The organism is Dongshaea marina (genome assembly GCF_003072645.1).
GTDB lineage: Bacteria > Pseudomonadota > Gammaproteobacteria > Enterobacterales > Aeromonadaceae > Dongshaea > Dongshaea marina.
In genome coordinates, this window is sequence record NZ_CP028897.1 from 4,166,485 (window position 1) to 4,182,122 (window position 15,638).

Below are 15,638 nucleotides of genomic sequence, written 5' to 3' on the forward strand. Positions count from 1 at the left end.
AATTATGCGGATTTGGGGGCACCCTGGGGGTCGTTAGGGGGACTGGGTGTGCAATCCCCTGACCTGCCGCCGGTCAGCACCGGCAATTATGCCGAAGGCATGAACTTGCAGCCCGCAGGGCTAATTCCAAAAAGACCGGGGTGTCCTTGGGAGTGAAGAGGGTATTGGACAAGCAATACCCTCTTCCCGCTGTCCGCGGCCGGACAATTGTGCCACAGGCACAAAACAAGCCGACTGCAGGTCAAACCTGTAGCTATTCCTGCCAGCGGGCCTGTAGCTCCTGGTAATTGAGCTGCAACCACTGCAGGGCGATCACCGCGGTGGCATTTTCCACCCGCCCCTGCTGCAACCACTCATAGGCGGTCTGCCGATCGACCACCTGGACCCGGATATCCTCACCCTCGTGAGGCAGGCCAAAAACCCCCTCAACCACAGCGTCACTGTCGGTTTCACCCACATAGACATCGATCCGCTCTGAGGTGCCCCCCGGACTCACCAAATAGCTCATCACCCGGTCACAGCGCCCGAGAGTAAGCCCGGCTTCCTCCTCGGCCTCACGCCGGGCCAGCTCCTCCGGGGTCTCATCGTGATCCATGATCCCGGCAACCACCTCCAGCAGCCAGGGGGAATAGGGACTATCCAGGGCTCCGATGCGAAACTGCTCAATCAGCACCACCTTGTCACGCTTTGGATCGTAAGGCAGCAGAGCCACGGCACTGCCCCGCTCCAGAAGCTCTCGGGTAATCCCCTCGCTCCAGCCTCCGGCAAACAGCTTATGGCGGAAGGTATAACGATTCAGTTTAAAAAAACCGGAATAGAGGGAGGTTTTCTCTATCACCTCAACATCTTCTAGATCAAACCGGGAATGATTTTCGCTCACCGACAACTCCTTTTTGTGCTGCAAAATTTGACATCTCTCATGGGCGGCCTAAAATCACACCAAGATGAATGAATGTTCATTCACAATGAATCCAGCAGAAGCCCATGATGCATAACAGTGAATTGTGCCGATCTGCTGATACAGATCAATGCTGCCGAGGCAATTAGCCTACAAAAAGAAACTTTTACTGAACAATCCAGTTAATTACACTACATTAAGTTTGGATTCAGCGAATTTCTTCAGGATCCATAGGTTCGGGCAGACGTTCCGGCAGGCATCATGATACACAGCGAACTGAAGGTAATGGCGATATGATGAAAAGAACTCTTCTTTCAACCCTGATCATTGCAGGATTTATGGGAACCGCCCATGCGGAAAACCTGCTTGATGTATACAAGCTGGCACAGCAAAAAGATCCGCAGATCCTTCAGGCCAAAGCCACTCTTGACTCTGCCCAGGAAAAGATCCCTCAGGCACGCGCCGACCTGTTGCCACAACTGGCATTAGTTGGGACAACTGACTATACACGGAACGTGAATACCAATCGAAATGATGGTGGCAACGCGGGCTCCAATGGTACACAGCAGAATGCTCAAGGTTCTTTAACCCTTAGCCAGCAGCTATTTCACTGGGATAGCTGGCTGAATCTGGGAATTGCCGAGAAGGAAGTAACCCAGGCTGGCGTCACCTACGCCGAAGCCAAGCAGGATCTCATCACCCGCACCACCAAGGCCTACTTTGATGTATTGTCCGCCAAGGATAGCCTGGAGTTTGCCGAGGCAAACCTTGAGGCGGTGCAACGTACTTTGGAGCAGACCGAGCAGCGCTACAAGGTGGGATTGAGCGCCATTACCGATGTTGAGGAGTCCAAGGCTTCACGGGATCAGGCGGTGGCTGACAAGATTGTCGCCCAGAACAACCTGGATAACAGTTATGAGGAGCTACGTAAGATCACCGGCACCACCATAGATAATCTCGACGTGCTGAACACCAAGCAGTTCTCTCCCTCCATGCCACGGCTTGGAGTCACCCAGTGGCTTAAAGTTGCCAATGATAAAAACCTGAGTGTTAACTCGGATCGGATCGCCCAGTCGATCGCCAAGCAACAGATCTCGGTGAATCAAGCGGGACACCTGCCAACCCTGGATATGACGGGAAGCCTTAGTAGCAACCACTATGATAACCATGCTGATTTCAACTCAACAGATGCTACCGGTCGCCAGGATCAAGGCACCATCGGCCTCAGCCTGAATATTCCTCTGTATAGCGGAGGAGCCACCAGCTCACTGGTACGCCAGGCCCAGGCCGACTATGTAAACTCCAGCCAGCAACTCGAACAGAGCTACCGTGCCATGGTCAGTGATATTAACTCTGGCTATAACAACGTCCGGGCCGATATCAGTAAGATCAAGGCCTACCAGCAATCGGTGCTGTCAAACCAAAGCGCTCTGGATGCCACCAAGGCTGGCTATGAGGTTGGCACCCGCACCATAGTGGATGTTCTGGACTCGGTTCAGTCCCTGTATCAGGCCAAAGAAAATCTCTCAAGCGCGCGCTTTGCCTATATCAATGACTACCTGGCACTGAAGGCGGCGGCCGGTACCCTGAGCGAAGAAGATGTGGTATTAATCAACAATGGACTGCAACAGGTTACGGCTCCGGCGACTAAAAACGCTGCAAAAACCACCAGCAAGTAACCCTAAAAGTCTGTTCAAGCCAACTTCACGGGGAGTTGTCGCAAATTGGCGACAACTCCCCGTTTTCATTTCCTTACACGACGACATCTGGCGTCTGATACAATCGGCAAAAGCATAATTCTTGTTATGCGCTGCGACAGTTTTACCCTAGTATCAACCCATGGACTCTCTGAGCTATTATCTCGCGTCGCCTTTTTGTAGTAGAGAGCATATTTCATGACCGATGAACGAAAAAAGATGATGAAACCCAATAAAATCTCTCAGATCGCTATCGCATTCCTGTTTAGTGGCTTTATCAACTCAAGCTTTGCTGCCCAGGCGGCTCCGACTCAAACAGCTGTCACGGTCGCCGTGACCCCTACCCACCTCAGGCAGATCCCGGAAACGGCAAGCTCATTAGGTACTATCAAGGCGGTTCACTCTGCCGATCTCAGCTTCTCCTCCTCCGGACATATCAATCACATCTTCTTTCAGGATGGCGAGCAGATCCACCAGGGAGATGTGATCGCTACCCTGGATGACAGTGACGTGAAGGCGGATATCGCCTCGGCCCAGGCCAACCTGGATGAGGTCAGCTCCAACTACAAGCGCTATCAGCTTCTCAAGGGAACCGGAGTATTCGCCAAGCAGGATTACATCAAGGTGCAAACCTCTCTCACGGTAGCCAAGGCCAACTATGCCGCTGCTCTGGAGAGTGCCCATAATCTCAAGCTGGTTGCCCCATTCGACGGAACCCTGGGGAGCTTTGATTTCAGTACCGGTGCCTACATCGGCAGCGGAACCAAACTGGTGAATCTGGTACAGCTGGATCCACTTAAGGTCAGCTATAACCTCAATCAGGATCTGAAAAACCGGGTCAAGCTGGGTCAGGCGATCTACCTGACGACGGATATGTACCCTAACAAGAAATTCGATGGGCGGGTGACCTATATCTCGCCGACCATCAACCCGGATACCGGACGCTTCGATCTCCAGGCTCAGTTTGGCAACGCCACCCACCAACTCTCACCGGGCCAGACAGTGACAGTGCATCAGCTGCTCGGCAAGGGAAGTAAACAGCTGGTGATCCCCCAGACCGCAATCATGGTTGATGATCAACAAAGCTATGTGTTTACCATCAAGGATCACAAGGCTGTTAAAACCGACGTGATCACCGAGGAAAATACCAATGATGGAGATATTGTCATCACCCAGGGACTGAGCGAAGGCCAGGATGTTGTGACCTCAGGGACTCAGAAATTGAGCGACTCGATGCCGGTTAACATCCAAAGCTCAGCAGAAACGGCACCAGAAAAGCCCGTTACTCCCAAGACAATATCTGCTAGTACGCCTCAACAAAAGCAGCCCTCTCAGACGGCGGCCCCAAAAGCCAGCGAGGTCCCCGGCGCCAAAAAGCCGGTAAAGGCCCAGGCAACAGCTGAGCCTAAGCCGCCACTTGCCAGCACAAGCTCCAAGCCGGCCCAGGTCAGCTCTTCTAAGCCGACCGCGACCGTGTCTGATAGCACTCCTGACACAGCAACCCATTAATCCAAGGGCGAGCGTTCGCCCTCACTCCAGAACAATATTATGGTCAAACTACCCGATATCTGTATCCGCCATCCGGTCTTTGCCACGGTTCTTAGCATTTTGTTGATCGTGGTCGGACTTGTTTCCCTTAAGCAGCTGGATATTCGCTACTTCCCACAGTTTGAACAAAAAACGGCAACCATCAGCGCCAGTGTTCCCGGCGCCAGCGCGCTCTATATGTCGGATCAGGTCACCAGCAAGATTGAGGATGCGATCAGCGATGTCGATGGGATCAAGCAGCTTTCGAGCAAGAGCTCGGATGGCAGCAGCAGTATCTCGGTGACCCTGCGTGATAATGTGAACTACTACCAGGTGGTGGATAAGCTGCGCAATAAGGTGGCCGGGGTTAGCGATCTCCCCGCCATGCCACAGGCCCCAACCGTCTCGGATAATAGTGGTGAGGACTGGAGCTCACCGCCCACCCTGAATATCGCGTTTACCTCCTCTTCCATGAATCTCTCCACCCTGTATAACTACCTGTGGGATCATGTGATCCCAAGGCTTAAGAACATCCAGGGAGTCGGTGGGGTACCCGGCCCTTACGGTGGCTCGGGGACCAATCTGTGGATCTGGCTCAACCCGATTAAGATGGCCGCACTTAAGGTCTCCCCGGCAGATGTTCAATCAACTCTGGCCAATAATAATGTCAGCATGAGTGCCGGATCGATTCTCAGTACCGAGAAAAATTATGTTTTGGTGTCAGATACCGAGATCCACTCGGCCAAGGATTTTGCCAACCTGGTGATCCGCTATCAGGATGGCCAGCCGATCAAGATAAGTGATGTGGCCAAGGTGGCCTGGGGACCCAGTGAACTCACTCCCAGCAAGCTGACCTATGACGGGCACCCGGCACTGGTGCTGGAGATCCGCCCCTTTACCGGCGCCAACCCTGTGGATGTTGCAGCCAGGGTGCAAAAGGAGCTTAAAAAGATAGCCCCCGCCCTGCCCAAAGGAGTCTCGGTAGCGGTTACCTATAACCAGGCGACCTTCATCAGCAACTCGTTGCATGAGTGTCTAAAGGCAGTGATCGAGGCGATCATCCTGGTTGGGGTGATCGTATTGGCCTTCCTCGGCTCGATGCGTCTTGCGCTTATCCCAATTATCACCATCCCCATCTGTATCATAGGGACCTTTGGAGTGATGGCGCTGTTTGGTTTCTCTATCAATGTGATCAGCCTGTTGGCAATTGTGCTGGCGATAGGTCTGGTGGTCGATGATGCCATCGTAGTGGTTGAGAACTGCCACCGCCATATTGAACGGGGTGAATCTCCGGTTCAGGCCGCGCGCCGAGGCTCCAGAGAGCTTATCTTTGCAATCATCGCCATGACACTCACCCTGGTGGCAGTGTATGTGCCCATCGGCTTTAGTAGCGGTTTTACCGCGACCCTGTTTCGGGAATTTGCCTTCACCCTGGCGGGAGCCGTATTGATCTCGGGGTTTGTGGCCCTGACCCTCTCACCTATGATGTGCGCCAAACTGCTGCGGCCGGTGGAGAAAAGCTCACGGCTTAGCTTAAAACTGGAAAGTATGCTGGAGAGGCTCACCCAGGGTTACCAGAGGCTGCTGCGTAAAAATCTTGAGCACAAGCGCTGGATGCTCAGCATACTGCTGCTGTGCGTGGTCGGGGCTGGTGTGCTCTATCACTTTATGGATCAGGAGGTGATCCCCAAAGAAGATATCGGCTACATTGATACCAGCATCACATTGCCACCGGCGAGTAACCAGAGCTATGTCGACAGCAACATGGCCCAGCTGGACAAGATCCTCAATCAGGAGCCGACCTTTGAGCATGTGGTCTCCTTTTACCTGACCTCACCGACCCACTTTATCACCCTCAAGCCCTGGTCCGAGCGCGATCAGACGGCTCGCCAAATTGTCGACAGACTCAATACCCAGGTGAACAGGAAGATCCCCGGGATGTCGGTCACCTTCAACCTGCCGGATCCGGTCAATTATGGCGCGGGCTCAACTGGCTTTGAGCTGCAACTGATGACTCTTAATAAGGATCAGGACCCTCAGGATCTGAAAAATCTCAGTAGCAAGGTGGTTGCTGCACTGAAAAAATATCCGGGGTTGAGTAATGTAGAAACCTCAATTAAGGCAGACCAGCCACAACTCAGATTCAGTATCGATCGGGCATTGGCCAGTAAGCTCGGCATAGGTCTGGATCAGATCAGCAGTGCCCTCAACACCATGATGGGCGGTGGTAGCGATCCCACCAAAATCCAGCTCCCGGATGGACGCACCTTCAGCGTGCGTGCCCAACTCAGTCAGAAATATCTGGGGAACTTTGATGTGATGAACAGCATCTATGTCAAGGCATCATCGGGTGAGATGATCCCCCTGTCCCAGCTGGTGACCCTCAAGAAGAGTACCGGCACCCCGGATATCACCACTTTTAACCATAAGCGCTCGGCCACCATCACTGCGGATGTGACCCCGGGCTACTCCCTGAGCAGCATAGAGCAGTATGTTAATCAGGTGGTCCCTCCAATGCTCACCTCGGATCAGAGCATGGCGTTTACCGGCGGTATCCAGCAACTGGAAGACTCTCAGGGAAGCTCGCTATTCCTGTTTGGTCTGGCACTCATCTTTATCTACCTCATCTTGTCGGCACAGTTTGAAAGCTTCCTCGATCCCCTGGTGATCCTGCTGACGGTCCCGCTGTCGATCACCGGTGCCCTGCTTGCACTCAAGCTAACCGGGAGCACCCTGAATATCTATACCAATATCGGCCTGGTGACCCTGATCGGTCTGATTACCAAGCATGGGATCTTGATCGTTCAGTTTGCCAATAACCTGATACAGCAGGGCTACTCCATCATGGAGGCGGTGCTGGAGGCATCAAAAACCCGGATGCGCCCCATCCTGATGACCTCGCTGGCGATGATCTTCGGTGCCCTGCCACTGGCGTTGGCCTCTGGCCCCGGCTCGATTGGTCGTTATCAGATTGGTCTGGTGCTGGTTGGTGGCCTTCTGATTGGCACCCTGTTCTCGCTGTTTGTGATCCCTGTTGCTTACTCAATACTGGCAACCTATCGGAGCCAGGATGTCCTGTGGACCCTACGTGGGAAGAATAAACTCAGCGATAACTAACCCTATCTGCCCCCTCAGTAAAGGGGGCTCTTTGTAACAGATGTGAGTTCCCTTGCTACACTTGAGATAAGCCTTGCAAGGGAACTGCATTATGTTTAAATCTATCCTGCTGTTGGTGCTTACGATCACCTTTTCCGGCCTGCTTCAGGCACAGACTCTGACCATCACCACGGGTGATTTTCCTCCCTTCTGCTCAAAATCTTTTAAGTTTGGTGGAATTGTCAATGGAGCCGCCAAGGAGGCATTTGCTATGGAGGGGGTCAAGGTGGACTATGTCTATACCTCCTGGCAGCGAGCCTACCGAATGTCAGAAGTTGGAGAGGTCAGCGGGACCCTCGCCTGGTACGACTCTGAGAAACGCCGCAAAACCCACCTCTATAGCGATCCCATTATCAATGACCGGATTGTCTGGTTTCACCTCAAGGGTTATCCGTTGCACTGGAAAAGCTTCGAAGATCTGAAAAACGAGAGAATTGTAGCGATCCGTGGCTACACCTATAGCGACGCCTTCTATAATGCGATCGAGGACGGTACCCTGGATGTTGCCTTCGTTAATCGCCTCAAGCAGAGCTTTGATCTGATCCTCTCGGGGCGCAAGGACGTCACCCTGGAGAGTGTTGATGTTGGCTATTACATGCTACGCAAGCTCTATCCTCACAGTGATATCCTGTTTACCAACCATCCAGTCCCGGCGGTCAGTAATCCACTGCATCTTCTGATCTCCAAGAAAACCCCCAACGCAGAGAAGATCATCGAAACCTTTAATCGTGGTCTTGCCAAGCTTAAAGAGCAGGGACGAATCGAGGAGCTTCTGTTACTGGCCAGGCAGGGGCAACTGGAGCAAAGATAAGGCCGGCTCAACAAACCGGCTTTAACAGAGCCCACCATTGGCAGGCAAAAAAACAGTCATTGCCTGGTGAAAATCCATATTGGGAAAAAGATTTGAAGGGAATTACTCTTCCTGAGTAGATTCTTTCCACTGCTGATAAAAGGTGGTTGCGGCTTCGCGTGAAGGCCAAAAGGCGCTGCAATCTGGCTCGCTGGAGCAGGTTTTTCGGATCTCTCCATCATCAAACAGGTACCAGATCCCCTGGGGCTCACAGATATACCAGCCTCGATGATCATCGGCCTGACCAATCACGGCCGCCTCCATCATCACTTCCTGCAGTAGGGTCATTGTCGTCATGGCTCACTCCTTTGCCTTGAGCTGGCGAATAAGATAGGTAAACACCTTCTCACGTTACACCAATTTAACCTTAAGCGCCAAATTGAACATCAGGGCCTATGGCGGTTAACGACGAAACAAAGATAACAGACGAGGTCCGCTGATGAGCTCGACCCTCTTTTGCTGGGCAAATAGCTTCTTTACACTATCCGGGGTTTTTCCTGTGTGCACAAAATAGCCCTGTACCCGGTCACGCTCACACAAAGAGATAAACTCACTCACATGCTCACTGCGAATATAATTTCGATAGCGCTTGGCCTGGATATAGTAGCGCTTGCGTCCAAGAAACAGCTTACCATCAATCCCGCCATCCCCGGCATACTTGCTGTTGCGCTCTATTCGATAGCCTTTTTTTTCAAAGGCGGTAAGCAGCAGCTCCTCGAAGAGATAGGGGTCGATCTGCTTGAGCCTGTTGAGCTTACCGGCTCCCTGGGGTTGACGGCAGAGTCTGCGATAGAGTCTCTTGGAGTCCTTAATATTGCGAGCATGGGGAGTCAGAGGGCGGCGCAGGCGCCAGAAAAGGATCAGCAGTACAACTCCAATCCCCCACAGAAAGGGATCGGTCAGATATTCAGGCATAGGGGAAAACCAGTTAAGAGAACGCTAGTCAGCCCATCCTATATGACTCATTTGAATCGTCAAGATCCTGGAAAATGCACAACGACCACCATAAGCAAGGCTAACTCTCAGGGCATAGCAAAAGGATCATCGGTTGGATCCTGATTCCAGATATACTCGGCCAGATGGGCGATCTCCAGGGCCCGGGTATGTCCGCAGATCCTGGCTATCATCGCCAGAGCCATATCGGTCCCAGCGCTGACACCAGAGGAGGTAAATATCTCACCATCTTCCACCCAGCGCGCTTTGGGTTGCCAGTCTACCCCATGGCCCTGCGCCGTTGCCCAGCGATACGCAAGCTTATTGGTGGTCGCCCTGCGACCATCCAGCACCCCGGTCCTGGCCAGCAGGGCAGAACCGGTACAGACAGAGGCAACCCAGTGTGATCGCTCAGCCAAACCATGCAGTGCATCTATCCACGGCTGATTTTCTACTAACTGTCGGGTACCCAGGCCTCCCGGAACCAGCAACAGATCCAACCTCTCAACCGCATTGAAAGAGTGATCGGCCTCAACCACCGGACCGGCACTGCTCCTTGCCTTGCTGCCCGCAAAAGAGAGCAGACGAATGTCAAACTGCTCACGGGCTAAGCCAAACATCTCCAAAGGACCAAACAGATCCAGTAATTCAAACCCATCAAAGACAACGGCCCCCAATTGTAATTTCTGCATTTCTCCTCCATTTTCAGCCAGCTAAAGCTATTAAATTGAGTCACAACTCATAGGCAAAAGCACAAATCAGCGATACTCGCCGCTTCCCCACACAAAACCACTCATCATTCTCTTTTGAGGACTATCCTAATTTCAATGGCACTGTGTGATCCAAAGAAATTTATCCGGGACACTCATTAGCCCTTGATGTGAAATTCGCTTATCATAGCGACCAATTGCGAACAGAAGATTGAACCAAAAATCCCTGCAACTGTGGTGATGGTGAGAAAATAAGTGAATAAATTAAACCGATGGAATTACCCCGTGCGCCTGACAGGATCTGTATTGATGGCTGCCTCAATGATCCCTCTGGCCCATGCAGCCTCAGAGCAGCAGACCAATCAGCCACAGGTTGAAGCCAGCTCAACTCACTCTGAAAGCTCAAAGGAGCAAACCACACAGCAGTCGCCAGAGGCAAACTCGAATCAGCAGGTAGCTTCAGGTAGCTCAACCAGTCCTCAGGATATCAATAACCTCCCGGTGCATATCACGGCAAAAGAGGCCTCCGCCAAGCAAGGCGGCAAGCTTATCTACACCGGCGATGTCAAAGCTAAGCAGGGAGATCGCTCATTCAGCTCTGACTATGCCGAACTGGATCAACCCACGGGAGAGGTGACCGCCAAGGGGGATATCGACTACCAGGACAGTATTGTCACTCTCAAGAGTGATAAGAAGATGACCTCGAACCTCAATACTCATGAGACCAAGATTCAACAGAGCACCTACAAGCTCAATCAGAGCCAGGGGCGCGGTGATGCAAGCTCGATGCATCTAAGAGATAACCGCTTTCTGACCATGACGGATGCTACCTTTACCACCTGCAAGCCGGATAACGAGGTGTGGCATATGCGGGCCTCTACTATAGATATCGATAATAACGAGGTGTTTGGTACCGCCTGGAACTCCAGCATGTGGTTTTACGATGTGCCGGTGTTCTACTTCCCCTATCTGCAGTTCCCGGTCAAGAATGAGCGAACCACAGGCTTTCTCTACCCAAGCTACAGCTCCAGCTCCAGTAATGGCATCGGCCTGAATATCCCCTTTTACTGGAATATTGCTCCCAATCAGGATGCGACCCTGACCGCACGCTACATGTCTCTGCGCGGCTGGATGAGTCAGCTGGAGTATCGCTATATGACCAGCCCCACCGACAAGGGGATCCTCTATGGGGAATATCTGGGCCATGATAAGAGCTTTGCATCCACCAATGAGCATGCCAACGACCCGCGTTGGATGTTCTACTGGAAACAGGATGCTGCATTCCTTAACAACGACCTGCGGCTGAATATCGACTATGCCCAGGTGGCCCAGTGGGATAAAAACTACTACAGTGATTTCGATCCTATATATGGTACCCGCAGCTCGGATCAGCTTCAGCGCACCACTTCTCTGGGTTATTATCAGCCTGACTGGAACCTGGTGATGGATACGGTTTCCTACCAGGTACTAGTACCAACGGTAGAACCTTACTCCATCATGCCGCGGCTTCGCTTTAACGGCTATAACAACAGCTCCAGTGATTACCAGCTCTCCCTGTATGCCGAATCGGTGCGCTTTGATAACGATCTGGATACCCTACCCGTTGCCGACAGATTTCACTTAGCTCCAGCTTTTACCGTACCTATTCTCAGCACCACGGGCTATAACCTGAGCTTCCAGAGTAAGCTCTTAATGACTCACTACAATCAGCAGGTTCGTGACTTTGCCGGCAGCTCAGATTACTCAAACCACCCTAACCTTGAAGATGGTGGGATCAACCGGGTGTTGCCAGAATTTCGCATCCTGGGAGGCATGACCTTCGAGCGGCCGATGGTGCTGCTGAATAACTATACCCAAACTCTGGAGCCTCAGTTCCAGTATCTGTATATCCCCTATAAGAATCAGCAGGATATCTACCTCTACGATACAACCCTGATGAGCCAGGATTATTACAGCCTGTTTAGCGATCAGCGCTTCTCTGACATCGACCGTATCAGTGATGAAAACCGCTTCTCTTTGGGGGTTACCACCCGCTTCCTGAATGGTGATGGAACCGAGCGGGCACGCTTGGCCGTCGGCCAGGCCTATAATTTTGTAGCCCCCAGAGTACAGCTCTACGCAAATTCGATTCAGGATAACGAGCAGCTATCCCCGATCTATGCCCAGGGCGATCTAAATCTTACCGAGCGCTGGTTTTTCCATAGTGGTATCCAATACAACACTCATAAAGATCAGATCACCGCGGGGAACTCTGCCCTGGAATACAGGGTCAATAAAGACCAGGTAGCTCAGATCAACTATCGTTATCTGTCTGAGCAGGATGCGACTGCCACGACAGATACCAGCTATGAGGTCCCGGCCGTCAGACAGTTGGGGGGACCTTTAGTACCCCACTTTTTAATGATCGCTGGAAATTGCTCGGAGGTTATTACCGGGATCTCAACAATAAAAACAATATCGATAGCTTTGCCGGTCTGAGATATGCCTCTTGTTGCTGGGCAGTCACCTTTACTTGGGAAGATCAGCTCAAGTACCGGACTCCGGAAGGAAGCAATCAGCTGGATACCTACAAAGAAGTATCACTTGGTATCAACTTTGAACTGCTCGGTATGGGCTCAGGCTCAGTTCCCAGCGACTTCAAGCTTGGTACCTCACAGCTGCCCTACTACAGACCCTTTGATCTGGAGACGGATCCGGATACAGGAATCAATCAATAAGAGTTGCTGCTCTGACTTTAAGATTTGATGTAAAGGAAACCTATGAAAAAAATAGTTCGATTGATGGCCGGTACAATCTGCGCACTACTGCTAGCCTTCGCTGTCCAGGCCAAGCCTGTGCTTCTGGACCAGGTGGCCGCTGTGGTCAACCAGGGTGTGGTGCTGCAAAGTGAGGTTCAGGAGCTGGTCGCCCAGATCAAGCGCAACGCCAAGCAGGCGAATCAACCCCTGCCCGATGACAAAGTTCTTGAGAAGCAGGCCCTTGATCACCTGATCCAGCAGGCCCTGCAACTGCAGGTTGCTAAGAAACAGGGACTTCAGGTGAGTGATGAGCAGCTTGAGCAAGCGATCAGCAGTGTTGCCTCCAGCCGGAAGATGAGTGTCACGGCACTCAAGGCCGACCTTAAAAAACAGGGCGTCAGCTACGGCGAGTTTCGCCAGCAGGTGCAAAATGAGATCCTTATCGGCGAAATCCAGCGGATCATGGTCCAGCGACGGATCAACATCTCGGACAGCGAAGTCACCCAGCTGATGAAAAACCTGCAAACCAAGGGCAAGGCACAGGAGCAGTACCAGATTGGTCATATCGAGATCGCGATTCCCGATAATGCAACCAAGGCACAGCAGAAAGTAGCCCGCAGTAAAGCAGATCGCCTTATTCGGGAGCTGAAAAATGGTGCCAACTTCTATAAGCTCGCAATCTCCGAGAGTGATGGTCCCAAGGCCCTTCAGGGAGGTAACTGGGGCTGGATGACCACTCAGGAGATGCCGACTCTTTTTGAAGAGGCGATTAAGGGAGCACAGAAGGGTGATGTGATCGGCCCGCTTCGTACCAGTAATGGCCTGCACATCGTTAAGGTCCTTGGGATCCGCGGTCAAAACAGGGTGATGGAAACCGAGGTAAAGGCCCAGCAAATCCTGCTTAAGCCATCTGTCATCATGAGCTCAGCTAAAGCCAAGCAGATCCTGACAGATGTCCGCCAGGAGATCCTCTCCGGCAAGGCAAGCTTTGCCGAGATGGCGAAGAAGTACTCTCAGGATCCAGGCTCTGCGGCCCAGGGCGGCGAGCTTGACTGGGCAAACCCGGATATCTATGTACCGGCATTCAAGGAGATGATCCTGCGTCTCAAGCCTGGCGAGCTGAGCCAACCCTTTAAATCCTCCCTAGGCTGGCACCTGGTGAAGCTACAGCAGCGCAAGAAGGTGGATGTCACGGGTAAGGCCAATCGTCAGCGCGCCTATCAACTGCTATTCCGTCGCCAGTTCAGCGAGGCGGTACAAAACTGGATTGATGAGCTGCAGGGCTCGGCCTACATCCGAATTCAAAAAACCAACCAGGTCGAAGATTAATGGGCCGGGCTCCCTTGGTTATCACTCCGGGCGAACCGGCAGGCATAGGCCCGGATCTATTACTTGAGGTTGCCCAGAACCCCTGCTCACACCCGCTGGTTGCTGTCGCCAGTCGCCAACTCCTTGAGCAACGGGCCCGGGAGTTGAGACTCGATATATGTCTCAGGCCCTATGATCGGGCAAAGCCACCGGTTAGCCACCAGCCAGGGACCTTGTGGGTCGAGGAGATCCCACTGAATCAATCTGCTCTGCCTGGGGTTCTCAACCCTGCAAATGGTAGCTATGTGGTCTCCTGTCTGCAGCGTGCCGCCGAGGGATGTCTCGGCGGTGAATTTGCAGCCCTAGTGACCGGTCCGGTCCACAAGGGGGTGATCAACGACTCAGGTACTCCCTTTACCGGTCATACCGAGTACCTGGCTGAACAGGCAGGCTGTAAGCAGGTGGTGATGATGCTGGCAACAGAGGGACTCAGGGTTGCCCTGGTGACCACTCATCTGCCTCTGCGGGAGGTCGCCGATGCGATAACCCAGGACAAACTTAGCTCGGTGCTTGCCATTCTGGGCCATGATCTGCAAACCAAATTTGGGATCCGCGAGCCACGGATCCTTGTGGCTGGCCTCAACCCTCATGCCGGAGAAGGTGGCCACCTCGGGCAGGAGGAGCTGACCATCATTGAGCCCACTCTGGAGAAGATGCGCCAGCAGCAACCCTGGCAGCTGACCGGACCATTGCCAGCTGACACCCTATTTCAGCCAAAATACCTTGAACAGGCCGATGCGGTACTTGCCATGTATCACGATCAGGGACTACCTGTGCTAAAATCGGTCGGTTTTGGGCGTTCGGTCAATATCACCCTGGGGCTTCCCTTTATCCGCACCTCGGTTGATCACGGCACCGCGCTCGAGTTAGCGGCAACCGGCAATGCAGATATCGGCAGCCTGAACACCGCAATTCAATATGCAATCCAGATGGCAGAGAATAGTTAATGAGCGATAAGGTACACATGGGCCATACGGCCCGCAAACGGTTTGGTCAGAACTTCCTTCACGATCCCATGGTGATCGATCAAATCGTTGCGGCAATCCACCCACAACGTCACCAGCAGTTGGTGGAGATCGGCCCTGGCCTTGGCGCATTAACCGAGCCTGTCAGTGCCAGCGTAGATAAACTGCACGTCGTGGAGCTGGATAGAGACCTTGCCGCACGCCTTGAGGAGCACCCGGTCCTCAGTCCCCGACTTGAGATCCACCAGATCGATGCCATGAAGTTTGATTTTGGCTCGCTGCAGCATGGGGATGAAAAGTTACGGGTGTTTGGAAACCTGCCCTATAACATCTCGACTCCGCTGATTTTTCATCTGTTTGAATTTGCAGATAAGATCAGCGACATGCACTTCATGTTGCAAAAAGAGGTAGTTCAACGCCTTGCCGCCGGTCCGGGCAGCAAAACCTATGGTCGCCTGAGTGTGATGGCACAGTATTATTGTCGGGTGATCCCGGTACTGGAGGTCGGCCCCGGCGCCTTCAAACCTGCCCCTAAGGTAACCTCAGCCGTGGTGCGTCTTGAGCCTTATGACGTTCCTCCATACCCGGCCAAAGATGTGAGACTGCTGGAGCGGATCTGTCGCGAAGCCTTTAACCAGCGGCGCAAGACCCTGCGTAACTGCTTTAAACATCTGATGAGCGAGAGCGAACTTGAAGCTCTTGGAATCAATCCGGTGCAGCGCCCGGAGCAGCTCTCTCTTGAGCAGTTTGTGACGATCGCCAATTATCTTGCCGATAAGGCTGCCGGTTAAACCGC

General features: G+C 52.8%; 13 protein-coding genes. 9 read left to right on the plus strand and 4 right to left on the minus strand.

Going from position 1 to position 15,638, the window contains the following annotated elements; genetic code table 11:
• Window positions 1–253: 253 nt before the first annotated feature.
• A complete protein-coding gene (nudF, locus tag DB847_RS19460; RefSeq protein ID WP_199911635.1) occupies window positions 254–880 on the minus strand; it encodes an ADP-ribose diphosphatase in 627 nt (208 codons plus the stop codon).
• Window positions 881–1,194: 314 nt separating this feature from the next.
• On the opposite strand from nudF, the gene tolC reads away from it, so the two are divergent.
• From tolC to DB847_RS19480, 4 genes are all read left to right on the plus strand, one after another.
• Window positions 1,195–2,577, plus strand: a complete 1,383-nt coding sequence (tolC, locus tag DB847_RS19465) for an outer membrane channel protein TolC (protein ID WP_108653034.1) — start codon at window positions 1,195–1,197, stop codon at window positions 2,575–2,577.
• 216 nt (window positions 2,578–2,793) lie between these two features.
• Entirely contained in the window at window positions 2,794–4,104 is a 1,311-nt protein-coding gene (locus DB847_RS19470; protein WP_108652187.1) for an efflux RND transporter periplasmic adaptor subunit, read from the plus strand.
• Between the two features lie 39 nt (window positions 4,105–4,143).
• Complete coding sequence (locus DB847_RS19475; RefSeq protein WP_108652188.1) at window positions 4,144–7,239, plus strand: efflux RND transporter permease subunit; 3,096 nt, start codon at window positions 4,144–4,146, stop codon at window positions 7,237–7,239.
• A gap of 91 nt (window positions 7,240–7,330) precedes the next feature.
• Window positions 7,331–8,089, plus strand: coding sequence for a substrate-binding periplasmic protein (locus DB847_RS19480; protein ID WP_108652189.1), 759 nt, complete (start codon window positions 7,331–7,333; stop codon window positions 8,087–8,089).
• Between the two features lie 102 nt (window positions 8,090–8,191).
• Here the strand turns inward: DB847_RS19480 and DB847_RS19485 are convergent, their stop codons facing one another.
• The 3 genes from DB847_RS19485 to DB847_RS19495 all read right to left on the minus strand — a co-directional run bounded on the left by DB847_RS19485 (window position 8,192) and on the right by DB847_RS19495 (window position 9,753).
• The gene (locus DB847_RS19485; RefSeq protein WP_108652190.1) at window positions 8,192–8,425 is read right to left on the minus strand and encodes a hypothetical protein; all 234 of its coding nucleotides are present in this window, start codon (window positions 8,423–8,425) and stop codon (window positions 8,192–8,194) included.
• Between the two features lie 105 nt (window positions 8,426–8,530).
• Entirely contained in the window at window positions 8,531–9,043 is a 513-nt protein-coding gene (locus DB847_RS19490) for a restriction endonuclease (RefSeq protein ID WP_108652191.1), read from the minus strand.
• Window positions 9,044–9,150: 107 nt separating this feature from the next.
• Entirely contained in the window at window positions 9,151–9,753 is a 603-nt protein-coding gene (locus DB847_RS19495) for a DJ-1/PfpI family protein (protein ID WP_108652192.1), read from the minus strand.
• 273 nt (window positions 9,754–10,026) lie between these two features.
• Between DB847_RS19495 and lptD the strand changes: the two genes are divergently transcribed.
• From lptD to rsmA, 5 genes are read left to right on the plus strand one after another with little or no spacing between them, the layout of a single operon-like run.
• The gene (gene lptD, locus DB847_RS19500; RefSeq protein WP_234418442.1) at window positions 10,027–12,249 is read left to right on the plus strand and encodes an LPS assembly protein LptD; all 2,223 of its coding nucleotides are present in this window, start codon (window positions 10,027–10,029) and stop codon (window positions 12,247–12,249) included.
• Window positions 12,186–12,488, plus strand: a complete 303-nt coding sequence (locus tag DB847_RS19505; RefSeq protein ID WP_108652194.1) for a hypothetical protein — start codon at window positions 12,186–12,188, stop codon at window positions 12,486–12,488. Before lptD ends, DB847_RS19505 begins: the two co-directional genes overlap by 64 nt.
• A 42-nt stretch (window positions 12,489–12,530) precedes the next feature.
• Entirely contained in the window at window positions 12,531–13,838 is a 1,308-nt protein-coding gene (gene surA, locus DB847_RS19510; protein ID WP_108652195.1) for a peptidylprolyl isomerase SurA, read from the plus strand.
• Window positions 13,838–14,824: a 4-hydroxythreonine-4-phosphate dehydrogenase PdxA gene (gene pdxA, locus DB847_RS19515; RefSeq protein ID WP_108652196.1), complete on the plus strand. Its 987-nt coding sequence runs from the start codon at window positions 13,838–13,840 to the stop codon at window positions 14,822–14,824. Before surA ends, pdxA begins: the two co-directional genes overlap by 1 nt.
• Entirely contained in the window at window positions 14,824–15,633 is an 810-nt protein-coding gene (gene rsmA / locus DB847_RS19520; protein WP_108652197.1) for a 16S rRNA (adenine(1518)-N(6)/adenine(1519)-N(6))-dimethyltransferase RsmA, read from the plus strand. The genes pdxA and rsmA overlap by 1 nt, the downstream gene beginning before the upstream one ends.
• Window positions 15,634–15,638: the final 5 nt, after the last annotated feature.